This is a genomic window from Rhizobium sp. H4 (assembly GCF_003013335.1).
GTDB classification, from domain to species: domain Bacteria; phylum Pseudomonadota; class Alphaproteobacteria; order Rhizobiales; family Rhizobiaceae; genus Rhizobium; species Rhizobium sophoriradicis.
This window is the reverse complement of the sequence record NZ_PSOW01000029.1, coordinates 14,971-38,957: the sequence shown is the minus strand read 5'-3', so window position 1 is coordinate 38,957 and position 23,987 is coordinate 14,971. Positions and strand designations below refer to the sequence as shown.

At 57.3% G+C, this 23,987-nt stretch carries 19 protein-coding genes and 7 pseudogenes; 17 read left to right on the top strand and 9 right to left on the bottom strand.

Features of this window, described 5'->3' with window-relative positions; genetic code table 11:
* The first annotated feature begins 476 nt into the window (after positions 1-476).
* The 13 genes from C4N04_RS30170 to C4N04_RS30105 all read left to right on the top strand — a co-directional run bounded on the left by C4N04_RS30170 (position 477) and on the right by C4N04_RS30105 (position 12,872).
* On the top strand, positions 477-794 hold the full coding sequence (locus C4N04_RS30170; RefSeq protein ID WP_004678546.1) for an iron-sulfur cluster assembly accessory protein: 318 nt from the start codon (positions 477-479) through the stop codon (positions 792-794).
* Between the two features lie 969 nt (positions 795-1,763).
* Complete coding sequence (nifS, locus tag C4N04_RS30160) at positions 1,764-2,960, top strand: cysteine desulfurase NifS (RefSeq protein ID WP_106797715.1); 1,197 nt, start codon at positions 1,764-1,766, stop codon at positions 2,958-2,960.
* Between the two features lie 339 nt (positions 2,961-3,299).
* Positions 3,300-3,683: a nitrogenase stabilizing/protective protein NifW gene (gene nifW / locus C4N04_RS30155; RefSeq protein WP_004678534.1), complete on the top strand. Its 384-nt coding sequence runs from the start codon at positions 3,300-3,302 to the stop codon at positions 3,681-3,683.
* Between the two features lie 176 nt (positions 3,684-3,859).
* Entirely contained in the window at positions 3,860-4,708 is an 849-nt protein-coding gene (locus tag C4N04_RS30150; protein ID WP_004678528.1) for an electron transfer flavoprotein subunit beta/FixA family protein, read from the top strand.
* Between the two features lie 15 nt (positions 4,709-4,723).
* On the top strand, positions 4,724-5,833 hold the full coding sequence (locus C4N04_RS30145) for an electron transfer flavoprotein subunit alpha/FixB family protein (protein ID WP_008536549.1): 1,110 nt from the start codon (positions 4,724-4,726) through the stop codon (positions 5,831-5,833).
* Between the two features lie 9 nt (positions 5,834-5,842).
* A complete protein-coding gene (locus C4N04_RS30140; protein WP_008536548.1) occupies positions 5,843-7,150 on the top strand; it encodes an FAD-binding protein in 1,308 nt (435 codons plus the stop codon).
* Positions 7,151-7,162: 12 nt separating this feature from the next.
* Positions 7,163-7,462, top strand: a complete 300-nt coding sequence (locus tag C4N04_RS30135; RefSeq protein WP_004678523.1) for a ferredoxin family protein — start codon at positions 7,163-7,165, stop codon at positions 7,460-7,462.
* Between the two features lie 220 nt (positions 7,463-7,682).
* On the top strand, positions 7,683-9,371 hold the full coding sequence (nifA, locus tag C4N04_RS30130) for a nif-specific transcriptional activator NifA (RefSeq protein ID WP_011053431.1): 1,689 nt from the start codon (positions 7,683-7,685) through the stop codon (positions 9,369-9,371).
* A gap of 213 nt (positions 9,372-9,584) precedes the next feature.
* On the top strand, positions 9,585-11,063 hold the full coding sequence (gene nifB / locus C4N04_RS30125) for a nitrogenase cofactor biosynthesis protein NifB (protein ID WP_011053432.1): 1,479 nt from the start codon (positions 9,585-9,587) through the stop codon (positions 11,061-11,063).
* Between the two features lie 34 nt (positions 11,064-11,097).
* The gene (locus tag C4N04_RS30120; protein WP_008536545.1) at positions 11,098-11,304 is read left to right on the top strand and encodes a 4Fe-4S binding protein; all 207 of its coding nucleotides are present in this window, start codon (positions 11,098-11,100) and stop codon (positions 11,302-11,304) included.
* A 64-nt stretch (positions 11,305-11,368) separates the two neighbouring features.
* Positions 11,369-11,686 carry a nitrogen fixation protein NifZ gene (locus C4N04_RS30115; RefSeq protein ID WP_008536544.1) on the top strand — a complete coding sequence of 106 codons (318 nt, stop codon included), beginning with the start codon at positions 11,369-11,371 and terminating at the stop codon, positions 11,684-11,686.
* Between the two features lie 4 nt (positions 11,687-11,690).
* On the top strand, positions 11,691-11,903 hold the full coding sequence (gene nifT, locus C4N04_RS30110; RefSeq protein ID WP_004678514.1) for a putative nitrogen fixation protein NifT: 213 nt from the start codon (positions 11,691-11,693) through the stop codon (positions 11,901-11,903).
* A 30-nt stretch (positions 11,904-11,933) separates the two neighbouring features.
* Positions 11,934-12,872: an SIR2 family protein gene (locus C4N04_RS30105; protein WP_008536543.1), complete on the top strand. Its 939-nt coding sequence runs from the start codon at positions 11,934-11,936 to the stop codon at positions 12,870-12,872.
* 444 nt (positions 12,873-13,316) lie between these two features.
* Here the strand turns inward: C4N04_RS30105 and hisC are convergent, their stop codons facing one another.
* From hisC to C4N04_RS30090, 4 genes and pseudogenes are all read right to left on the bottom strand, one after another.
* Positions 13,317-14,420 carry a histidinol-phosphate transaminase gene (gene hisC, locus C4N04_RS30100; RefSeq protein ID WP_008536542.1) on the bottom strand — a complete coding sequence of 368 codons (1,104 nt, stop codon included), beginning with the start codon at positions 14,418-14,420 and terminating at the stop codon, positions 13,317-13,319.
* Between the two features lie 158 nt (positions 14,421-14,578).
* Positions 14,579-15,123 (bottom strand): annotated as a pseudogene (locus C4N04_RS30095) (adenylyl-sulfate kinase); the annotation flags it as partial.
* A 39-nt stretch (positions 15,124-15,162) separates the two neighbouring features.
* A pseudogene (locus C4N04_RS32380) lies at positions 15,163-15,261 on the bottom strand (adenylyl-sulfate kinase); the annotation flags it as partial.
* 476 nt (positions 15,262-15,737) lie between these two features.
* Positions 15,738-16,244, bottom strand: coding sequence for a helix-turn-helix transcriptional regulator (locus C4N04_RS30090; protein ID WP_004671987.1), 507 nt, complete (start codon positions 16,242-16,244; stop codon positions 15,738-15,740).
* Between the two features lie 442 nt (positions 16,245-16,686).
* On the opposite strand from C4N04_RS30090, the pseudogene C4N04_RS30085 reads away from it, so the two are divergent.
* A pseudogene (locus C4N04_RS30085) lies at positions 16,687-17,630 on the top strand (IS481 family transposase).
* A 517-nt stretch (positions 17,631-18,147) separates the two neighbouring features.
* Here C4N04_RS30085 and C4N04_RS30080 read toward each other — a convergent pair.
* The 3 genes and pseudogenes from C4N04_RS30080 to C4N04_RS30070 form a co-directional block, all read right to left on the bottom strand.
* Positions 18,148-18,651: a helix-turn-helix transcriptional regulator gene (locus tag C4N04_RS30080; protein ID WP_010069248.1), complete on the bottom strand. Its 504-nt coding sequence runs from the start codon at positions 18,649-18,651 to the stop codon at positions 18,148-18,150.
* Between the two features lie 405 nt (positions 18,652-19,056).
* Positions 19,057-19,357, bottom strand: a pseudogene (locus C4N04_RS30075) (hypothetical protein).
* Positions 19,357-19,587 (bottom strand): annotated as a pseudogene (locus C4N04_RS30070) (transposase domain-containing protein); the annotation flags it as partial. The pseudogenes C4N04_RS30070 and C4N04_RS30075, both read right to left, overlap by 1 nt.
* On the opposite strand from C4N04_RS30070, the gene C4N04_RS30065 reads away from it, so the two are divergent.
* Positions 19,560-19,967 carry a hypothetical protein gene (locus C4N04_RS30065; protein WP_011053436.1) on the top strand — a complete coding sequence of 136 codons (408 nt, stop codon included), beginning with the start codon at positions 19,560-19,562 and terminating at the stop codon, positions 19,965-19,967. The pseudogene C4N04_RS30070 and the gene C4N04_RS30065 overlap by 28 nt on opposite strands.
* Positions 19,964-20,875: pseudogene (locus C4N04_RS30060) on the top strand (recombinase family protein); the annotation flags it as partial. The gene C4N04_RS30065 and the pseudogene C4N04_RS30060, both read left to right, overlap by 4 nt.
* 395 nt (positions 20,876-21,270) lie before the next feature.
* Here the strand turns inward: C4N04_RS30060 and C4N04_RS32375 are convergent.
* Positions 21,271-21,480 (bottom strand): annotated as a pseudogene (locus C4N04_RS32375) (IS6 family transposase); the annotation flags it as partial.
* A gap of 251 nt (positions 21,481-21,731) precedes the next feature.
* Between C4N04_RS32375 and C4N04_RS30055 the strand changes: the two are divergent.
* The gene (locus C4N04_RS30055) at positions 21,732-22,661 is read left to right on the top strand and encodes a polyprenyl synthetase family protein (protein WP_008536525.1); all 930 of its coding nucleotides are present in this window, start codon (positions 21,732-21,734) and stop codon (positions 22,659-22,661) included.
* A 188-nt stretch (positions 22,662-22,849) separates the two neighbouring features.
* Here the strand turns inward: C4N04_RS30055 and fni are convergent, their stop codons facing one another.
* Complete coding sequence (gene fni, locus C4N04_RS30050) at positions 22,850-23,983, bottom strand: type 2 isopentenyl-diphosphate Delta-isomerase (RefSeq protein ID WP_012489558.1); 1,134 nt, start codon at positions 23,981-23,983, stop codon at positions 22,850-22,852.
* Between the last annotated feature and the right edge of the window lie 4 nt (positions 23,984-23,987).

The following is a 23,987-nucleotide window of genomic DNA, read 5'->3' as shown; positions in this document are numbered from 1 at the left end:
ACATGTGACATTGTGCTTAGTCCTCTCCATGGAGGATCGACTTCATATGGGCTGGCGACCGCAGCCTCGTCACGGGAGCTTCAAAAGTTGTTCCGGCCGCTTAAGCTAACGTTCTAGAAAAGATTAGATGTCTGTTCCATAGCCCAAGCGCTTAGGGGCTAAGCGGTTAATCACGAAACTCGTGCAGAATTTTTATGTCGCGCAAGCGACAAATCTAGAAGCAGTTGTCGCCTCCCATTCATTTTCGCCGAACCGCTGGGATTTCGGTGCGGCGGCAACGAGAGCCTCAACCGAAAATGATAGACGGAGATACGCGGGCAGACGTTCTGGAGTTGGCGCGCTTTCGAGATCTCCGATGTTCGACGACGCAGGAATACAACACGCGGGCTGATCGAACTCTTGGCCTTCCTTACCGCTTGGCACGACGCATGCACGGTAATCCGAAAATGCGCCATCGAACAAAAAGGAATCATCCCATGATCAAGCTCACAGAGAATGCCGCCGCCATCATGAACGTAACGCTTTCCCGAGCCGAGCAGGCGGAAGGCTTTCGCATCGCGGTCGAGGCAGGTGGATGCGCCGGCTACAAATACCTGGTGGGGCTAGAAAGCGTCCAGGGCGAGGGCGACGCGGTGATCGAAACAAATGGGGTCAAGGTGTTCGTTGACGCAGACTCCCAAGCACACATCAACGGCATGACGATCGACTTCGTGACGGGACCAGAAACCTCCGGTTTTGTCTTCGACAATCCCAATGCGCACCAGAACTGCACTTGCGGCAAATCCTTCGGCTGATCACCGAGAAAGCGAGAGAGCCATGCGGAATTATTGCGAAAAGGTCATGGTTTCCTTTTTCAATCCGAAGAACGACGGCGTGCAGGAAAATCCCCTCAGCGAGACCGCGGCAGTTTCCTACGGTAGAGGGCCTGAATTGATAATTGCAGTCGATCCAACGGTGGAAGCGTTTCTGGTGACGCCGTCGTCCTTGCGTTCCAACCCAGCGACCGCCTTCTCGCCAGCGCTGGCCGAACTCATAACCCTAAAGCCCGCCGAAGCGCCTCAAACCGTCCGTCAGGAGACAGCAGGCTTTTTAAGCGGTTTGCTGCCGGAGAAAAAGGTCTGCTCATCAACGGATTATCCTGAGGCAGCAAAATTTTTTGGCGGGCATCCGGGCCAGGATTCCAAAGGAGACGCTCCCTCTGCAAGCAGTTCCGCGCCGAGGAAAGGTGAGCGAAGACGCGTGCGTGTCAAGAGGCTTGATTTCATGACCAAGTCGCTCACTTCGCTAGATCTGGCAGTAGACGGACGACACTCGTTCAAGCCGTCGAAGACGTGTCAGCGGTTTATACAGTACTGGTCGTCGAAAGCCTCGCTCCGGCAGAGGAGGACGATCAGACCGTCACAACAGAAATCTGAGGCCTGGAGAAATTGGCAGGGTCGAAATCGATGTTGTAGCCGGCAATCGCGTAGGACAGGGTCTAAAAATCGCCGCAGCCTGCAACAGTTCAGTTCTCAGCGACAAGCTAAGCTGGCGACCCATCTAGTTAAGCAGCCGCGGCGAATCCAACCGTTGGAAAAGGCGCGAGCGCACAACGTTCTTCCCTTCCTACTGATGGCGGCGATGCGACGTTATCGATGCCAACAAGATCGCGTGACGCGCCATCGCACGACTCCACCCCGCGCTGCTTGCCCGAGGTTAGCAAACAACAGCATGTGCAAGACGCCGCAGCATTGTCACCGCTTCCCCTCAGTCGAGATCCACCCATGAGAGCGATCTATCTCGACAATAATGCAACGACCAGAGTCGATCCTGAAGTGGTTGAAGCCATGCTGCCGTTCTTTGCGGATCAGTTTGGAAACCCTTCGTCGACGCACGCTTTTGGCTCCTCCATCCGCGAGGCGGTGAGGAAGGCGCGCCGGCAATTGCAAGCGCTGATCGGCGCCGAGTTCGATCATGAGATCGTGTTCACCTCGGGGGGGACGGAAAGCGACAATGCGGCGATCCTTTCGGCGCTGGAGGTGATGCCTGAGCGCACAGAGATCGTGACTTCCGCAGTCGAGCATTCAGCGGTGCTGACACTCTGCGGCCATCTGGAGAAGACGCGTGGCATTAAGGTACACAGGATCCCAGTGGATCGACATGGACGTCTCGATCTTGACGCCTATGAGACCGCCCTCACTCATCGTGTAGCGATTGCTTCGATCATGTGGGCGAACAACGAGACGGGAACCATTTTCCCGGTCGCTAAGCTTGCCGAGATGGCCAAGAGAATCGGTGCACTTTTCCACACCGACGCGGTCCAGGCGGTCGGCAAGGTTCCAATGGACCTCCAACCTACTGCAATCGACATGCTTTCGTTGTCCGGACACAAATTCCATGGACCAAAAGGCATTGGTGCACTCTATCTCAGGCGGGGCTTATCTTTCTCCTCACTGATCAAGGGAGGTCATCAGGAGCGCGACCGACGCGCAGGGACAGAAAATACGGCCGGGATTGTCGGTTTAGGCAAGGCTGCCGAACTCGCCCTGAAATCAATAGACGACGAGAGCACCCGATTAAAGTCGCTCCGAGATCGATTGGAGAACGGCATTGTCCAGCGTGTTCCAGGCGCCTTCGTAACCGGCGATAGGCTTAAGAGGTTGCCGAACACGGCGAACATCGCCTTTCAACGTGTCGAAGGAGACAGTATGCTCCTTCTTCTCAACCGCTATGGCATCGCCTGCTCTTCCGGCTCTGCTTGCTCCTCCGGTTCGCTGGAGCCGAGCCATGTCTTGAGGGCAATGGATATCCCTCATGCTATGGCGCACGGAACAATCCGCTTCTCGTTCTCGCGCGAGAACTGTGACGAGGATGTCGACCGGGTGCTCGAAGTTTTACCGGGCATCGTTGAAAGGCTCCGGAGCCAATCCCGTTCCGGCCACGTGGCCGACACGAGCAGCCGGGTTCGTTCAGGGGAGTAGGAGCAGGCACGCTCATGAAACGGCAATTCCTTTTCACCGATACGACCTGCATGACGGCACCGGCATCGTATGAACGATCAGGTAAAAGCCGGGGCTCTCAGTCACATAGATCGCCGGTTCACCGCCCATGCGTGTTCATGGAGGGGGCCCAGCGCCATATCATCTTAATCAATCTCTCGACACCATCGGTGGATCGCATCCGACCACCAGCCTATGCCGACTCCAGTTGCAACGCGACTGCCTTGCGCCTAGCCGCGTCGAACCACGCATTCCGTACGTTGCAGCTTAAGCTACGGGAGAACGATCTCGCGATCACCGCTCACGACCAGGGGGAATCTTATGTGCCGTTGCTCCGCTGACAGCAGTCCCGTCGATGTCAAAGACATCCTCAATCGGCTGAAATCTCTCTCGGCTGCGGAGGAGTTCTTCGAAGCCCTAGGGGTCCCCTATGACCCGAAGGTTCTCGATGTCTCACGACTCCATATCATGAAGCGTATGGGCCAATACCTCGCGGCAGAGGACTTCTCCCATCTCCCAGACCGGGTAATCGCTGCTCGTGCCCGTGCCATACTGGAAAGGGCCTACTGTGATTTCGCGACCTCCGCGCCGCTCTCGCACCGGGTCTTCAAGGTGCTCAAGGACCACAATCCGAACAGACCTGTCACACCCGGCCGCACCGTTGTCCCGTTAGACTCTTTCCTGAAGCCGTTCGAAAAGAAGTGAGCACGGTTGCGACACGACAATGTCGGGAAGCTTACAATTCAGTCATATGCTAGCAACGTCGGAATCGAAGCCATTTCAATGTGATAGAGAACGCCAAACGGTTGGCACGAATGATGCACGCAAGCATGTGTACTGACAAGCCCGCCACCCATAGAGGGAGGGAGTAAGAAACCGCCATGCACATAGTTATCTGTATCAAACAGGTACCGGACTCCGCACAAATACGAGTGCATCCGGTGACGAACACAATCATGCGTCAGGGAGTGCCAACCATCATCAACCCCTATGATCTGTTCGCCCTTGAAGAGGCGCTCCAGTTGCGCGACCGCCATGGCGGCGAGGTGACCGTGCTCACCATGGGGCCGCCCATGGCAGAGGACGCGTTGCGCAAGGCGCTCACCTACGGCGCCGACCGCGCCGTACTCTTGACCGACCGTCATTTTGCCGGCTCCGACACTCTGGCGACCTCGTTTGCTCTTTCGCGAGCCATCGCGAAGATCGGAGAGGCCTTCGGTACGCCCGATATCGTCTTTACGGGCAAACAGACCATCGACGGCGATACCGCCCAGGTTGGGCCTGGCATCGCCAAGCGCCTCGACCTCCTGCAGCTCACCTACGTTGCCAAAATCGTCTCTGTCGACATCAATGGGCGCGAGATTACGGTGGAGCGCCGCTCGGAAGGGGGCACGCAGACGCTGATGAGCAAGCTCCCTTGCCTAATTACAATGCTCGAAGGCACAAACGAAATCCGCCGCGGCTCGCTCGATGACGCGCTACGGGCCGCGCGCAGCCAGATCGTGAAGTGGAATGCGGCCGACGCTGGCATAGAGGACCTCACCAAGTGCGGCCTGCGTGGCTCGCCAACCGTCGTTAAGAGGGTCTTTGCCCCTCCTGAGCGGGCGGAAAAGGCGGAGCAGATCGACACCGCGGAAAAAACACCGCGCGATCTCGCGGAGGAGTTGATCGCTGGGATCTTTTTGCGCCAGCCGGCGCTCGAAAGCGAACTCGCCTTTGACGGCGAATGAAGGCAAGGAGCGACGATGTTGAGCACGAATCGAGAGAGCCCTCCTCCAGCCGCTGGCCGTGCCGCCATGAAGAAAGAGCTGCCCGATCAGTTTAAGGACCATCGGCACGTTTGGGTCTTCATGGAGCTGGAGCGCGATCAGGTGCATCCCGTCTCCTTCGAGCTGCTCGGCGAAGGCCGCAAGCTCGCCGACAAGCTGGGCGTCCAGCTTGCCGGCGTCGTTCTCGGACCACCGGGAGAGGCCACGTGGTTTGCCATCGCCGAGGCTTTTGCTTATGGCGCCGACCTGGCCTACCTCGTCGAGGCCCCACTGCTCGCCGACTACCGAAATGAGCCTTTCACCAAAGCATTGACGGATCTGGTTACTAACTACAAACCGGAAATCCTTCTTTTAGGGGCAACGACGCTCGGGCGCGACCTTGCCGGTTCCGTGGCGACGACCTTGTTGACAGGGCTCACGGCGGATTGCACCGAACTTGATGTGGATGCGGACGGCTCGCTTGCGGCGACCCGGCCGACTTTCGGCGGCTCCTTGCTTTGCACGATCTACACGCTCAACTGCCGGCCGCAGATGGCAACGGTCCGGCCGAGGGTCATGGCCATGCCTCCGCGCGGGAATAATAAGATCGGACGCGTCATTCAACACAAAGTGTCGATGATCGAGGAAGAGATCGTCACTAAGGTCCTCGGTTTCTTGTCCGATGGCCAGTCGGCGACGGCGAATCTCGCCTATGCGGACGTCGTGGTTGCTGGAGGCCTCGGTCTCGGCGCGGTGGAGAACGTGAAGCTTATGAAGAAACTCGCGCGGACGATCGGGGCCGATTATGGCTGTTCGCGCCCCCTCGTCCAAAAGGGCTGGATGCCTGCTGATCGGCAGATCGGCCAAACTGGCAAAACTATCCGGCCGAAGCTTTACATAGCAGCCGGCATTTCCGGCGCCATCCAGCATCGCGTTGGCGTCGAGGGAGCTGATCTTATTTTAGCCATTAACACCGATCCTAACGCGCCGATTTTTGATTTCGCCCACCTCGGCGTCGTCACCGATGCGATCCGTTTACTGCCGTCATTAACGGAACTCTTCACCCATCGACTGTCGCCGCACAGTCGCGATAAGCTTGCAAACTGAGGGCGCCCCATGACTGAGGAAAACTTCGACGCCATAGTTATCGGGGCCGGCATGGCCGGAAACGCAGCTGCTTACACGATGTCGAACCGCGGCATGAAGGTGCTGCAGTTGGAGCGTGGCGAGTATCCGGGCTCCAAGAATGTGCAGGGCGCCATCATGTACGCGGACATGCTGGAGAAAATCCTGCCGGATTTCCGGGATGATGCGCCTCTGGAGCGGCACTTAGTCGAGCAGCGCTTCTGGATGATGGACGACTCGTCCCACATCGGTATGCAATACCGGTCGGACGACTTCAACGAGTCGAGACACAATCGCTACACGGTCATTCGCGCCCAATTCGACAAATGGTTTTCACGCAAGGTGCGCGAGGCCGGAGCGACGCTTCTATGCGAGACGACCGTGACGGAACTCGTTCGTGATCCAAAGGGCAAGGTGATTGGCGTTCGCACCGACCGCGCCGGCGACGTGATTCTTGCTGACGTGGTCGTTCTCGCAGAGGGCGTCAATGGGCTGCTCGGCACGCGTGCTGGATTGCGTGACACGCCAAAACCGGAAACTGTCGCGCTCGCCGTCAAGGAAATGCATTTCCTGGCCGAAGAGGTAATTGACCAGCGGTTCGGCCTCCAGGCCAATGAAGGCTGCGTCATCGAGGCAGTTGGCACGATCTCTCGCAACATGGCCGGGCTTGCCTTCCTCTACACCAACAAAGAATCGATCTCGATCGGCATTGGCTGCCTTGTCTCCGAATTCGCGGCAACAATGGAAAGTCCTTATGATCTGCTCGAAAAATTCAAAAGCCATCCGTCGGTAAAGCCGCTGATCGCAGGAGCGGAAGTCAAGGAATATGCGGCGCATCTCATTCCAGAAGGTGGTTACAAGGCAATTCCGCAGCTTTTTGGTGACGGCTGGGTCGTCGTCGGCGACGCGGCACAACTTAATAATGCGGTGCACCGCGAGGGGTCCAACCTCGCCATGACGTCGGGGCGCATCGCCGGCGAAGCAATCGTCCAGATCAAGAATCGCAAAAAGCCGATGGTCAAGGAGAACCTCTCCCTTTACAAGTCGATGCTTGAAAAGTCGTTCGTTATCAAAGACTTGCGGAAATACAAGGACATGCCTGCCCTGCTGCACACCAATTCCCGCAATTTCTTCACGACTTATCCAAGGTTGCTGTCGCAGGCCGCACAGAACTTTGTGCGAGTCGATGGCACCCCGAAGATCGACAAGGAACGGGCGACCACGGGCACCTTCATCAAGGCACGCTCCCGCTGGGGGCTGTTTGGTGACGCGGTTCGCTTGGCGCGCGCGTGGCGATAAAGGAGAGATGAGATGACGGTTGCAGTGACGAACATACGCGTAGAGGACAAGCTTTACCAAAATCGATACGTGGTCGATGCCGGACGCCCGCATATTAGGGTGCGTCCACACGATTGGCCAAGCGTAAATCTGTATGCCCTCACAAGTGTCTGTCCGGCCAAGTGCTACGAATTGAATGACCAGGGCCAAGTGGAGGTTATCGCCGACGGGTGCATGGAGTGCGGCACGTGCCGCGTACTCTGCGAGGCAAGTGGAGATATCGAGTGGAACTATCCGAGAGGCGGTTTCGGCGTTCTCTTCAAGTTCGGATAAAGGTTTGCAACTCCACGATTCAGAACCAACTTGGGTTTGCAGACGGGCGCATCGGAAACTTGCAGAGGTGCGCGTTGCAGATTGGTATTAGAAATTACTATATATACATGCAAGCAAGGGTGATAAGAAACGTTAGACAACCCAAGGCCATATAATGACCCACATGCCCGCCCGACCGGTCGATGGAGCGGAACCCCTATCTGCGCTACCTGCTGGACCTATGCGCCAAGCGGGCACGCAGCGCAGCGGAATCTACGAGATATCAAAGGTACTGACTGCCCCCGCCCGGCTAGAGATTACGCTTGCCAACGTCGTGAACGTCCTCTCTTCCTTTCTGCAGATTCGATGCGGAGCAATCGTTGTTCTAGACGCTGAAGGTCAGCCCGAGATTGCCGCAACTGGCGACATCCCCCCATCCTCTCAATCAGCCGCTCGAGGCGTTATACCTAAGGCCGTAATCGACCATATCGCGACGACCGGTATGCCCTTAATCGTAAAGGATGTCAGCAAGTCCGAATTATTTCAGGCTGAGCCGCAACCGCCTTGGAGCAGCGGCACCGTCCCAATTTCTTTTATTGGCGTTCCGGTAAAAGCCGATAATAAAATACTTGGCACAATATCGATCGATCGCGTCAGGAACGACGCCGCCCCCTTCCCCGCCGACGAGGACGTTCGCTTTCTGACCATGGTCGCCAATCTGGTCAGTCGGACGATCAGGCTTCATCGTTTCCTGAACCTGGAGGGTCGGCGACCTATCGGCGAACAAGAGAGACCGGAGAAGCCGATCATCGCGCAAAGGGGCGCGCCGGGCCGACATCCACCCGTCAAAATCGACGGGATTATCGGGGATAGCCCGGCTCTCCAGCAGGTGGTTGAAACCGTCTCGGTGGTGGCGAGGACGAATTCCACCGTGCTTCTGCGGGGCGAAAGCGGCACCGGCAAGGAATTTTTTGCACAGGCGATCCATGAACTTTCCCCTCGTAAAAACAAGCCGTTCGTCAAATTGAACTGCGCCGCGCTGCCCGAAGGCGTCCTGGAATCGGAGCTGTTTGGGCATGAAAAAGGGGCTTTCACCGGGGCCATCGCGCAGCGCGCCGGACGCTTCGAACTGGCAAATGGCGGAACGCTTCTGCTTGACGAGATTGGCGAGATTTCGCCCGCCTTTCAAGCCAAACTGCTGCGCGTCCTGCAGGAAGGCGAACTGGAGAGGGTGGGCGGAACCAAGACGCTTGCGGTCGACGTCCGGCTCATATGCGCCACGAATAAGAACCTCGAGATGGCTGTTGCAAACGCCGAATTCAGGGCCGACCTGTATTACCGCATCAGCGTAGTTCCAATTGTCCTGCCGCCGCTTCGAGAGCGACCCGGCGATATTCCACGCCTTGCGAACGCTCTTCTTGACCGATTCAACAAGGAGAACCAACGCGAGCTGACGTTTTCGTCGTCGGCGATCGAGGTGATGTCGCAATGCTATTTCCCAGGTAACGTCCGGGAACTCGAAAACTGCGTGCGAAGGACTGCCACCCTTGCGCGTTCAAGCTCGATCGTTTCGTCTGATTTTGCCTGCAAGAACAGCCAGTGCCTTTCGTCGCTCCTCTGGAAAACCGACGGGTCGCCCGGCGGCATCACCGTCGATGGGCATGCCCGGAGCAATGTGATGCCGACTTCATCGCCGCGCTCGGGCGGGAGCATCGGTGCGTCGGACGAGGTATCTTCCGTTAAGGCTTGTGATCCGCACGGTTCCGGTTGTCCCGCAATGGAGTCGCGCCTCACGCAACGGGACCGGTTGATCGAGGCGATGGAAAAGGCTGGATGGGTTCAGGCCAAAGCGGCTCGTATTCTCGGCCTTACGCCTCGTCAGGTCGGCTATGCTCTACGCCAGCATCGCATCGAGGTGAAAAAGCTTTAAGCGCCTGGGTGATGTTGGACCTTCTCGATCTCCAATGCCTGGTTTGGTGGCTTACGGACAACTCTTTTGTCGACTGTCGGAAGCTTGACAAGTCTGTGTCCGAACACGGTCGGAATCGGGCAATAAATGCAAATTCTTAAAGCAAATCCCGTCCTTGGGATGGCATGGCTTTTGCGTTTTGAAAGGCGACGTCAACTAGCAACGGAGCACTCAATGTCCGCACCGATGATTTCGCTTGAAAGTGCGACCAGCACGACATCCTTGGATCAATTGCTGGCGACCGCGAAACCGAGTGGCTGCACATCCTCGTCATGTGGCGTGTCCACAAAACCGGCCGACGTGGACCAGGCTATCTGGGCGAAGATCAAAAACCACCCCTGCTATTCAGAAGAGGCTCACCATTATTTCGCGCGCATGCATGTCGCGGTCGCACCAGCCTGCAATATCCAGTGCAACTATTGCAATCGTAAATATGACTGCGCCAACGAAAGCCGCCCTGGGGTCGTCTCGGAAAAGTTGACGCCAGACCAGGCGCTGCGCAAGGTCATTGCCGTCGCCAACGAAGTGCCGCAGCTTTCCGTGCTGGGTGTCGCCGGACCGGGCGATGCCTGTTACGACTGGAAGAAGACAAAGGAAACGTTCGAACGAGTTGCGGGGGAGATCCACGACATCAAGCTGTGCATCTCCACCAACGGGCTTGCGCTGCCGGATCACGTCGCCGAACTTGTCGACATGAATGTCGATCACGTGACAATTACGATCAACATGGTTGACCCTGAAATCGGCGCAAAGATCTATCCCTGGATCTTTTACCGCAACCGTCGTTACACCGGCATCGAAGCTGCGAGAATTCTGCACGAGCGGCAAATGGTGGGCCTGGAGATGCTGACCGCGTGCGGCATCATCACCAAAGTCAATTCGGTGATGATTCCTGGTGTCAACGACGAACACCTGGTCGAGGTAAATAAATGGGTCAAGGAGCGGGGGGCGTTCCTGCACAACGTCATGCCGCTTATTTCCGATCCGGCCCATGGCACCTACTACGGCTTGACCGGACAGCGCGGCCCGCGGGCGCTCGAATTGAAGGCGCTCCAGGATCGTCTCGAAGGCGGCGCAAAGCTAATGCGCCATTGCCGGCAGTGTAGGGCCGATGCCGTCGGCCTGCTTGGGGATGATCGGGGCCAGGAGTTCGCACTCGACCAGCTTCCCGGAGAGATCACCTATGACGCCCGTAAGCGCGAGGCCTATCGGGAAGTGATCGCCCGCGAACGCGGCGATCACGCGACCGCCAAGAGCGAGGCAATCGAGACAGTCAAAGCAGCCGGCGATGGGTCCCTCCACGTCGCGGTCGCGACAAAGGGTGGCGGTCGCATCAACGAGCACTTCGGCCATGCGAAGGAGTTCCAAGTATACGAAGCTTCGTCGAGAGGCATCACCTACGTGGGGCATCGCAAGATCGAACAGTATTGCCTCGGAGGCAGGGGCGAGGAAGCCACCCTCGACGGCATCATAACTGCGCTGGTCGGTATTGACGTCGTGCTATGCGCCAAGATCGGGGAGTGCCCTAAGACTAAGCTCATGGAGGCCGGGGTTCGGGCAACGGATGCTTATTGCTATGACTACATCGAGACCGCCATCGGCACCCTCTACGCCGCCAAGTTTGGCGTCGAACCACAAGCGGCGACGGCGTGAGCGCTCTTAATCCGACATCTTCAGGAGTTTAAAAATGGCCTTCAGGATCATAGCGTCCCAATGCACCCAGTGCGGTGCCTGCGAGTTCGAATGCCCCTCCGGTGCGATCAGGTTCAAAGGTGAGATCTACGTTATCGACCCGGAAAAATGCACCGAATGCAAGGGTACCTTCGAAACGCAGCAATGCGCGGAGGTTTGCCCCGTGCCGAAGACCTGCGTCCCCGCCGCACCTGCGATTTGACCTTCAGCATGGTCGGGGCTCCTGCGGAGAAGCCTTCAATGACATCCTGCAAGGAGGAATGCCCATGGGCCTTGGACGTGAACAGGAGGTCGAAATTCACAGGCCTCCACGATTTACACCCGGCGAGCGGGTGCGGGCCAGACTTCACGTAAAGAATGACGGCACCTATGCTGGCAAAAAAATTGGCGAAAATTTGGTGCGGAAGGGCGACGAAGGCTATGTGCGCGACATCGGCACCTTTCTCCAGCAGTTTTACATCTATGCCGTCGAATGGGTCGAACGTGGCACTATCGTCGGCATGCGTGCCCGTGAACTGACGAGTCTAGACAACGCCGCTGCTTGCGGCCCTGCTGAAATCGCGGGGCCCCCAACGAAGGAATAGCGACATGAAGATAATGATTCGCAGAACGAGCGCCGGCTTGTCGGCTTACGTACCAAAGAAAGATCTCGAAGAGCCGATCGTAGATGTCGAGGCTGATGACATGTGGGGCGGCACGATCACTCTCAGGAACGGCTGGAGACTCGTCTTGCCCAAGCTATCGCGGGATACGCCTCTGCCGATCACCGTCCACGCAAGGAAGATTCCTGACGAGGACTGATGCTGCAAACGAGAGGTAAGAGAAACCAGCATGAACAAAATTTTAACCTCGGACCGTCTCCTGATCATTCGCAACGGTGACGCCGAAAAAAGACTTAGGCTGCTCCAGGAAGCGCTCGCTGCGGATCGGATCGTTCCCTATCTCGGTCCAGATCTCCTTCGGCTGCAATCCACGGAACCACCTGTACCGGACACCCCGGAAGCCGTCTCCGCGGCACTCAACGAACGCACACCTGCCCCTTCCAGGATACGCAGCAATATGTGGTCAGTCGCGCAGTTTATTGAACAGCGACGGCATCGCCGGACGCTTCAGGCCTGGATGGCAGAAATATTTGGAGCACCCGTGGCGCCGACCGCCCTCCACGACTGGCTCGCAACGCTGCCGCTCTCCCTTATCGTCGACGGCTGGTACGACGGGACAATGCGTGCGGCTTTCGCGAAGACCGGTCGAACGGATGTCGTCGAGATTCAGGGCGTCACGCGTGCAAACGGCGGCGGCGACATTTGGACAAAAACTTACGATCTGTCCGGGAGAGACGTCGAATGCGTCTCAGCGCCAAAGACGGTCCTCTATGCGCCGTACGGCAGTGTTATACCAGCTTCGAACTTTCTGGTGTCCGATTCCGATTACGTGGAAGTCCTAACCGAAATCGATATCCAGACGCCAATACCTGGAATGGTGAAAGAACGGCGTATAGATCGCGGTTTTCTTTTCATTGGCTGCCGCTTCAACGATCAGATGCTCCGGATCTACGCTCGACAGATCATCAAGCGCTCTCACGGCCCCCACTTTGCAGTACTTGATGCGGAAGGCCTTACCAAAAACGAGCGCCGTTTCCTTGCAGCAAGCGGAATCACGGTGGTCGACCTGCCGATCGGCGAAGCCGCGGCTCTGCTTGTACCATTTGGTAGCAAGGCGGATGGTGACCATGGCCGCACGGCTTCCGCTTCGAATCTCTGTAGCGGCTAGAGTGCCGCAGATTGAAAACGTTCTGTTTCTGCCAAGTTCGAATGCCATACTGCCCACGTTTGCTGGCGTGGGGGATTGCGGGTGGGATCAATGGCGATGAGCGAGCGTGATCTTTAGCGGATCGAGGTTCTGTCGCAGGTGATCGACGGAAGATCGGCGACGACCGCAGATTACTGTTCACTCAATGTCAATCGAAGGACCGATTATGAAGAAACCTAAACCATTCCCAATACAGCGGCAGAGCCGCGGCCGGAATCGCCAGAAATAAGCCTCGCATCGGCCACCGGGTGCTCCACTCGTGCGCCAATAACACGCGTAATCAACGGGATCGAGACGGCACACGCTTTACGGTCTTGCGCTTATTTGTGATCTTTATCCCACAATATGGACTTCGATACTTGGTGTTTCCAAGTGACAAGCAGTGTGGCCAATAATTCTAACCGCCTAGCTCTGCGTCTTCATACTTCCAGAAATGATGTCCCTGGCGGCTGAAAGGAACGCGTCCATTTGGGTTCTGGTGCCGATGCTGACGCGGATAAAATTTTCCAAACCGGCATCGGGAAAGACGGCTACAAGTATGTTCTGCCTATCCAAAGACGCTTGCCACCATTTGCCATCTCGTCCGGGTGGCACCCGAGCTAGCAAAAAGTTTGTGTGGGAGGGAATGACAGAAAAGCCCAATTGAGACAAGGCAGTGGTCGTTCTGTGTCTTTCATGTTTAATATATCTGTGGTTCTCGTCGTAGTCGGCGCGGTGCGAAAGGATACTAATGCCCACCGCATGGCCGATCACGTTCATGTTAAAGACATTTTGCAGGTTGCGTAGCCTCCCAATAAGTTCGGGATGACCAAAGCCGAAACCGACGCGAATTCCCGCGGCTGCAAATCCTTTCGAAAGTGTTCTCAATACTAGAAGGTTTGGATGACGATCGACTAGGCGCAGGGCATCATCGGGTGCAAAGTCGACATACGCTTCATCCACCACTATCAACTGGTCCGATTGCGCGACGAGGCGGTCGATTTCAGCCACCGGAACGAATGTTCCCGTTGGATTGTTCGGATTGGCCAGCAGTATGAATTTTGCATCTTTTGCTGGACCAAGAAGCAGCTGCTCGATTGGCAGAGAATAAGACTCGCCCCATTCGATTTCGAGAAATCTGGCACCCTGCAACTTGGCCAGTTTGCGGTTAAAGGAAAAACCTGGCGATATCATCGCAACGCTATCTCCCGGGTCGAGGAATGCTCTGTAGATGAGCCCAAGCAGCTCCGACGAGCCGTTCCCGGCGACCACCTGATCCTGGGAGAGGCCATACGCGCTGGCGGCTGCGTCGCGCAAGCTCAGATTGTCATCTTCGGGATACAGATAATGCCGTTCGAGGGCCGCCAGCGCACTTTGCAACACCATCATCGGCAACGGAAACGGATTCTCATTCGTGTTTAGTTTAACGCAGTTCGCATCTCGCCCCGGTTGATTGGAGGGTAGCGCATTTAGCTGTCTCGCCATCGGCGAAAGAGCCGAAAGCACGGCTTGCAGCTTTGCATCAGCCACATCTTTTCTCCGTTTCAGTAAGCCGAGTCGTGAGCGCGTGATCGACCGTCTCCTGTTGAAGCCACATCGGACGTTGGCGCGGGCCGCCTGCGGGCTGCTACGGTCGCCGCGTAGTTAATAGGCCAAGGACCGCCGCGGCCGCTTCAAGCCGCCAATGGTCAAGCCTCCCCACTCTCACACTCATGCGTCACTTGCTCCATTCGCCTTTCGAGGAACTGTTCGATCTCAAACGCCAACGCCGCAGGGTCGTGGCCAACCGTTTCGAGGTGTAATTCAGCGCCCTCAGGGATTTCGTACGGCGAGGAAACGCCGGTGAAATTGGCGATCTTGCCGGCGAGCGCCTTCCGATAAAGCCCCTTCGGATCGCGTCGCGCGCATTCCTCAAGCGGCGTGTCGACGAGGATTTCAATAAGCTCCCCTCCTCCATCAGCTCGGCGACCTCGGCAACGCGGCGGATGTTCTCGACGCGATCGGGTTGATTGAAGCCAGGTCGCGATTGAGCCCGTGGCGCACGTTGTCGCCGTCGAGGATGTAGGTGTGCTTCCCGTGGGCATGCAGCAGCCGGTCGAGCGCATTGGCGATTGTCGACTTGCCGGAGCCGGAAAGTCCAGTGAACAAAAGGACGGCTGGCTGCTGACTCTTCATCGCCACGCGCGCCCTTGTCAGCGTCGGTCGCCTGCCAATGCAGGTTGTCGGCGCGCCTTGCCCAGCTTTGGCTGCCACTGAAATTGAAGACCCCGGTCGGCCCTTGGGCTTTGCGAAAGAGCTCGGGAGGATCGACGTGGTCGATGAGTTCCAGCTCGTTTTCCCAGCACAGCTTCCACCGCACCTCAGAACGCATGCAAAGACCTCCTTTGGTATTTCCTGCTGCTGTTTTTGAAGCCCGCACTGTGCGATCGAAGCAGTGGCCGCCCCGATGCATGTCGGCGCCGTTGCTCGGGTTCGCGCTATAGCCAGTCCGGATCGTCAAATGTTTCGCCGTCACTCGCGTCTGAGATCATTCCTAGTGCATCATCACGGGAGATTGGTAAAATGGATTGTATGAATGGAATTATCGATGCTTTGTATGTCGAATATACGGGTTTCTTAGACTTTGACGTGACCTCCCTGGCACTCGCGGCGTAAAGACGACCGCGCGTCCCCTCCAGCGGCCGAAAGCAGGGATGCGTTGGACCAGTTGACCCAACTGCGCCCTCCCCGGTTTACCCACCTATGTCCCGGAGTGGCGATGAACGGTCGCCAGCTAGTCCTTCGCGGTTTCTGATGGAACTTCATCAGGGACGCACGTTCTGTTTATTGAAGCTAGCGATCTACGTCCTATTCGCGATCGTCTGCAGTGGCGCTGGTAGACGCGACTTTCATGGCACGATCGCCGCTATCGCTACCGGTCTCGTCTATGCGGCTTAGTAAGCTGAAAATATCTTGCAAGATCTCTTCATCGAAAGTCCGCAACTTCACGATAGTAGCCAGCAGCAGAACCGCTTTGGTTTCAGTTTCGCCCCAAAGATAAGGTGCCGCCGGGGCGATAATCTCTTCCGGAGTGGCATCCAAAACCTCACACAGATGAATCAGTCGGCTCACGGTCAAGCGGGATACTCCATTTTCGTACCGGCCGTAGACCTGCTTAGTGATGCCAAGCAAGGGCGCCAGTTTCGAGCGCGGGAGTTTTCGCTTATCGCGGGCTTCGCGAAGGCTGATGCTGATCAAGTTTTCGAGTTCGGCGCTAAGTGCAATCCGTCCGTCAAAAGGTTTTCGATAGACCGGCTTGTCTATGCCTGGATCATCGACTTGTTGCAAACCGAGTTCATTAATCCATTGCTTCAATGGTGGTCCTGACATTGCTCCGACTGAGGTAAATGCGCCAAAGCTCTTTATACGGAAAGTGATGTGCTTGGAACCACCAATGTTTCGTTTCGATCTAATTTGGCGCATTTTGGGCCACGCGGACCTCACCCGATAGCTATCGTTCACCAAAATATATAAGTGATCGCAAGTACATAGACATAGATCATACCGAAATCGCTTCACGCAAGGATTATCCACTTGCGCCAAATTGGCTATGACCCTCAGTGATTTTGGTGATAACGGTCGCTTCATTTCCTCGTCTAGCTCCCGGGACGTCGTGTGCGGGCATGGTGGCCTTTTGTCCTGCACGTGGAGCTCTCGGTTCACGGCAGACCAATCACGGCTCCGCGCGCTGGCTGCTCTGGTGTTTGGTTCCGGCATTTGATGGTGCAATATTTTCCTTGGCATGGAGGGAAGCACTATGGGCCAGGTTCTACACGGGAGCGCCACGACGACAGAGGCAATCCGTCGAGCAATAGTGAAGAGAGCCTGAAAACGCTTTCGAAGCGATACGGGATCAACCAGAAAACCGTGGCGAAATGGAAGAAGCGGACATCGTTGGTCGACCTTCCTACAGGCCCAAAGGACCCGCACTCGACGACCCTTTCCCTCGAAGAAGAGGCCGCTATCGTCGCCTTCCGCCGGCACACGTTGCTGCCGCTCGATGATTGCCTCTACGCTCTTCAGCCGACCATTTCACATCTGACGCGTTCGTCGTTGCACAGGTGTTTGCAGCGCCACGGCATTTCACGTCTGCCGGAGGTCAGAGGCGACAAGGAGCCGAAGAAGAAGTTCAAAAGCTATCCGATCGCTTACTTCCACATCGATATTGACGAGGTGCAGACGGCTGAGGGCAAGCTCTATCTCTTTGTCGCAATTGACCGAACATCCAAGTTCGCGTTCGCGGAACTCTACACCAAAGCCGGCAAGATGAATGCCGCTCAGTTCTTGCGCAATCTGATCGCGGCAGTGCCCTACACCATTCACACCGTTTTGACCGACAATGGCATTCAGTTCACCAACCGAGCTTGTGATCGAAATGCCTTCCAGCACATCTTCGATTGGGTCTGCGACGATCACAGCATCGAGCATCGCCTGACCAAGGTGAAGCATCCCTGGACCAACGGACAGGTCGAACGGATGAACCGAACGATCAAGGAGGCGACCGTCAAGCGCTTCCACTACGACGATCATGCGCAGTTGAAAAAACATCTGGCCGACTTTATCGACGCCTACAATTTCGGGCGCCGGCTCAAGACGTTAAAGGGCCTTACGCCTTACGAGTTCATCTGTAGACGATGGACTTTGGAGCCGGATCGATTCATCATCGACCCCATCCATCAAATGCCGGGACTAAACACCTAGGCGATGCCCTTACCTCTGAACGGCGACAGCCATGAACAGCGTTTCCAGTCTCAGCGACTCGACCCCGTTTTCGCGGAACCTGATCGTGATGTCAAAAGGCTGTTTCCGAGCCGAATGGCAAAAAGGATCGGCGCGATGGAACGGAGGCGCGGAGAGGACGGGCTTAGATTCAGCAATCGAAATCAAAGCATGCGCGCCGGCAGCTCGAATACCCACATGGCATTGAGCGGGAAAACCCAACGAGGGAGTTTAACACAGACCCTACTGTCGAAGCAAAGCGCATGCAAATAGACTTGGCGTCGCTCGCCGACGAATCGCTCGAGCATCGAGCGAGATCAACGCCAACCAAAGATCGAAAAATTGCGCAATCGGCGCGTATTGTTGATCAGACGGAAATTCGAGTGAAAAACTAAGTTGTGAGATTGCGGGTGTCTGCACACCGACGACAGCGCGTCGGCTGCGACAGCTATCACCAATACTGCTAACTACTGGTCGGGGCGTCATAGACAAACCCAGCTCACTTCACGGGCTCCGCTACATCACTGATACCTCTGTCGCTCTCGTCGTCATCGGGGATCATTCGCTGCAGGAGCCGAATAAGATCGCGCGTCGTGCCGTTCGGAAGTCTCCTAAGAATCCTCGCCAGTGTGAGACAATCCTCGGCCTCCTCCGATGTGCGGCCCCAAAGATGTGGCGCAGCTTCAAAGATCATATCGATAGGCATGAAGCCAAGAATCTCACACAGATGGATCATCCGAGTAACAGTCATTTTGGAAAATGCCCGCTCGTAGCGTCCGTATACAGGGATGGACAGACCAAGCATTGGAGCAACGTCTGCGCGAGACAGGCCCTGCGCTTCGCGTGTCTTTTTCAGGAACGCGCTGATCAATTCCTCCATGTGACCCAACGATGTAATTTCGCCGCCGAAACCTGGCTTTCGATAGATCGCCTTGTCAACCTCCGGATCGGCGGTGCTGACGAGGCCTCTCGAACTTCTGTAGCTTGCTAGATCTTCCGTCACCGCACGTCCCTGTTTTCCTGCCACTCGTTGTAGGCTTGAGCCAACCTGAACCGATTTGAACCACTTGTCATCGCCACACTACAACCGTTTTAAATACCCATTTTGGGCATTTTTTGCGTTATAGCAAATATTTGAGAGTTTAGCCAAATTGCTTCATGAATGCATTCAAAACAGTCTCGCTAGACCGGTGGCCCAGTTCCATGAAAGATGAGTCGGCTATGGCCGCACCCGCCACTGAAACATCTAGGTTGCGTCGAATTTGAGCGAAAATTCACATTCAATGCTCAACATCTTCTCATGGCAATCTGGGAGGAATCACGGCCGCCAAGGGCATGGCGGCGCTCCATCTGAGCCGCAAGGTCAACGTCCAGTACAAGAGTATCCATCCGGCGAAGGCCGCGGCACTTATGATTTCGGCTCGTCTGCCATGATGCGTTCGAATCTTGTCGCGATCGCATTGCTCGTCGACAAGGAACTGCCGAACACCTCCTTCCCAGGTGCGGATATCGGCGAGGAACTCCTTCAAGCTTTCGATGCCCCGGTCGGTGAAGGTCGTGATGCCCTCTTCGCTGCCGTCATGGGCATGGATCATCTCACCATAGTCGATGTTGTCGGAGTTGCTGGCGACCTCCTGGATGAGTTCGAGGTTCTCGCCAATCAGCGTGGCGACGTAGTTGATCGTGTAGACATGCGTCGGGCGCGCCATCAGGCCGCCATCTGCCGGGCGCTTCCGGCGGGCCAGTTCCACGGCAGCAGTTCCGGCAGCCGTGATACGGGAATGCCAGGCATGCGGGCGAGCACGTCCGCCAACCAGGCCTGCGGATCGATATCGTTCGTCTTTGCCGTGACGATTAGGGAATACATGAAGGCAGCACGCTCGCCTCCGCGCTGGGAACCGGCGAATAGCCATGCCTTTCTTCCGAGAGCAATGCCCCGTTCATTCTGCCCATGTCGGCGATGAAGTCGAGGTTCACTATCGCTGGCATCCATATTTTGGCCAGAAGGTTTCCATTCGTCGCGTCGAAGAACGAGCGACAGGCCGGTTTTTGAAGGTTCTGGGGCCGACAGGTGTCGTCATCGCGATCTCAGGGTGGATGATCGATCCCGTGGTCTGCCGCGGCATGACCATGGGAACGCCACGCGTCGATCTTGCGACGCTAATCGAATTGAACAGGCTGGTCTCTGGCGGCAGCAAAGCGGCACCCTTCCGAAGTGGACGTAGAATCACTCAGGAGGACCATGATGAGATCCCGCAATACGCTGGTGCCGGCGTCGGGCCGGCAGCTCGACCTGATATTCGAGGAGCTCAACGATGACCATCACTGATTTGATTCCGACAGCGCTGCTCGCGCGCAAGGCCGTCGTTTATGTGCGGCAATCCACTCAGTCGCAGGTTATAACCAATCTGGAAAGCCAGCGACGGCAGTATGATCTTGTTGACATTGCGCGACACCACGGCTTCAGCCACGTCGAGGTGATCGACGACGACCTCGGGCGCTCTGCCAGCGGAACCGTCGCCCGTCCGGGCTTCGATCGTCTCGTCGCCCTACTGTGCGCCGGCAAAGTTGGTGCCGTTTTCTGCTTCGATGCTTCACGGCTTGCGCGCAACGGTCGGGACTGGCATCACCTGCTCGAACTGTGCGGCCTGGTCGAAGCCCGCGTCATTGACCATGACGGCGTCTACAATCCATGTCGACCCAACGATCGGCTGCTGCTGGGAATGAAGGGCAGTATCAGCGAGTTCGAACTGGGCGTGCTGAGAGCCCGGATGCTCGATGCCGCCAGGTCGAAGGCGCGCCGTGGCGAACTGCGACTTTCTGTTCCGTTCGGCTACATTTGGCATCGGGAGGCCGGGCTTGGGCTCGATCCTGATCTGCGTCTGCAAGAGGTAATTCGATCCATCTTCGCCCGCTTCCACGACCTTGGAAGCGCGCGTCAGGTGCTGCTGTCGATGACGAAAGATCACATTCACTTCCCTCGGCCGTCGGATGAAGGGCGCATGACCAACTTCGTATGGATGCCAGTACGTTATCGCAATGTGATCGGCATCCTCAAAAACCCCTTCTACGCCGGCGTTTACGTCTATGGGAAGAGCGAGAAGCGGACTGCCATCGTCGATGGATGGGCTCGGCGCAGTTACGGGCACGGCAAGCCCGTCGGTACCTGGGAGGTGATGATCCGGGACCATCACGAAGGTTACATTAGTTGGGGCGAATACGAGCGTATCGGCAGCGTAACCTCGTGAAACGTCAAAAGCATCGGTTCGATCGTAATTGACGCAAAGCTGACAGTCGTGTGCGATCGCGCACATTGACAGGCTGGCATGATGCAAGCGCCGACGTGCATTGTGACCTCAACCCAAATCACTCCAATGCTGGGTTGGCCTTCGGACGGATCGCTCGCAAGGTTGACGCTGTTCAAATACTAGGCGGAGTGGCACAATCCGCGACTCCCGACACACGGTGAGCACCGGAAGACGCCTTCTGTCGCCATTGAAACATTCACTAACAATGATCTGGTGGCACACCAATTGCTTGTAGGAGCCCAGATCTCTGCCAGCAATGGTTCCGGTCCAAGCTCCAGTGGCTACTATCGACGATGACCAACACCTTTAGATGTAAGGCCCATCTTCGCCCATGTCGTACCGTACGAACGGAGCTCGTCAGCGATCATCACGCGCGGCGGCGTGCAGCCGATCCAAAGAGCTTTGTCACCAGCCACTGCTCAGCGCGGGAGCCTCTTCAGCTTTGGACCAAGACGTTGAGAGCGATGCCATTCTGGCCGACAGCGCCGCCGGAGCCAATGTTCTTCGCGCGCGATCGAAGTAACCGACGTTCAGATGTCAGGTCGCCACGAATGAGACTGCTTCAAGGGATTCCAGTGGGAGATCGCCTTGCCGAGTTAAGGCTCCCACTGGCACACGGTTTCATTGGTCACGCCGGTGCCGCATGTTGGCCGCCGCAATCCGCTAAACTTAACGGTGCCTTAGAACCTGAAGAGACACAGCGAAATCGGCCTTTTGTTTGGCACCGGTTGGACTAGGCCCGTTTTCGTTTTCGTCTCAAAAGTGGAGATGCGATATGATTTCGAATCACCAAGCCGACGTGGTTGGCGATAGCGACAAGCTCATCGAGCAAGCGCTGCGAGCTGCCATGGATACTGCTCTAAGTCCGGCTGCGCCGGCTCACCTGCGTGGAGCGCTGGACGCGGCAGTGTTTCCAGGGGGCTCCCGGATGCGCCCCAAGCTCTGCTTGAAAGTCTCCTATGTGTGCGGCGAAAAAGATCCTGAGCTGGCGACAAGAGCCGCGGCAGCAATTGAATTGCTGCACTGTGCCTCGTTGGTGCATGACGACTTGCCTTGCTTCGATAACGCGGCGCTACGCCGCGGCAGACCAACGGTGCACCGGCTTTTCGGAGAGCCTATCGCCGTTTTGACCGGCGATGCCTTGATTGTGATGGCTTTCAAATACCTCAGCTTGCAGGCTGCGCTAACACCTGAGTTGGGCGCGCGCATGATCGAGGTGGTTGCGGAGGCGGTCGGCCCCAGTCACGGACTGATCGCCGGACAGTCGATGGAGGCAATGACGCACGTCCCAATCGACCGCTATCACCATTACAAGACCGGCTCCCTCTTTGTCGCGGCGGCCACTTGCGGTGCCCTGGCAAGTGGTGCAGATCCGGCCCCATGGTCTAAGGTGGGGGAATTGCTCGGGCACGCGTATCAGATCGCCGACGACATCGCAGATACAGTCGGCCGCGCAGAAGTGCTTGGCAAATTGCCTGCCGTGGACACGCAGCTGAATCGACCCAGTATCGTTCGCGGCCAAGGATTGGACAGCGCAGCCGCCAGATTTTATGCGTATCTCGAACAGATAGGTGACACCATTCCTGCCAGCCCTCAAAAACGGTCCTTCGTTGACTGGCTTAATCATGCACTTTGCAAAGGCGTGGCTGGACCGGGAAAAGCCGGTCTGATTCAACAAACGGCGCTGGATTGCGCGCCTTTGTAAGCCCGAGTTACGGTACGCATAACCTAGCCGGCGGCATCATTACCGCTTCATCGTCAACAGCTGCTTCATGAACATTTCGTTCCCTGCATCGAACCGCTGGGCCAAGGTGGATTAGAGGTCTAGCTTTAGCGTTAACGGTTTTTGCAGCCAGCTTGGAGGGCCGGCCGACAGAGCGGGCGACGCCGGCATCATCCGACTGGCGGATGCGCGGAGGGCAACAAGTGCGCGGAGGGCAACAAGCGCGCCTGGCGCAACGTCGCCAGATCAGGTGAGCCGGTGCAAAAGCAGGCGACGGCCAACTGGCGGATGACGACCTCGAAATGCGCAACGACCGCTTCGGTCGATACCGTAGCCGCCGGCAGCACGCCGGCTGCCTGCCCGGCAATGTCCGCACCCAGGCGAATGGCCTTGGCCACGTCGACGCCGTCGCGGATCCCGCCGGACGCGATAAGCTTCACCGTTGGCAGTGCCCGACGGACCGCCTGCAAGCTGGCCGGTGTCGGGATCCCCCAATCGGCAAACGCCATCGCCACTGCACGGCCGGCGGCATCGCGGGCGCGCTCGCCCTCCACCGCGGCCCAACTGGTGCCGCCGGCTCCGGCGACATCAATCACCTCAACACCCGCCTCGACGAGCGCGCAGGCCACCGAGGCGGACAGGCCCCACCCGACTTCTTTGGCCACGATAGGCACGCCCACGCTACGCGCGGCGCGAGCCACCTGCGCCAGTACGCCGTGCCAGTCGCGGTCGCCATCCGGCTGTAGCACTTCCTGCAGCGGATTGAGATGGACGATCAGCCCATCAGCCTCCAGCGCATCGACAGCCCGGCGCGCCAGATCAAGGCCGTCGGCCTCGCGCAGTTGCGCAGCGCCGATATTGGCCAGCAAGGGAATGTCAGGCGCCAGGCGGCGTAGGGCGCGCGTCAGCCCCTGGGAATTGCGCGATTGGAGGCTCACGCGCTGCGAACCGACGCACATGGCGATCCCCAAGGCTTGCGCCGCCTCGCTCAGGTGCCGATTGATGGCCTTTGCGCGTGGCATTCCGCCGGTCATGGAACTGATCAGCAGCGGCGCACGTATGGGCTTGCCTAACAGCGATGTGCGCAGTTCGATCTGCGTCAGGTCCAGCTCGGGCAGTGCGCAGTGTTCGAACCGGATTTGCTCCCAGCCGGCAGCGACCGTGGCTGGCGCCGTTCGCCGATCCAGCACGAGGTCCAGATGGTCGTCCTTGCGCCGGGTCAGGGCGTCGTCGCACCCGCTCGCTCGATCCGCCGTATTGGGCGTTGGCGTTGCGTCGGATCGGACCGAGGGCGCCGCGCGCACGCCG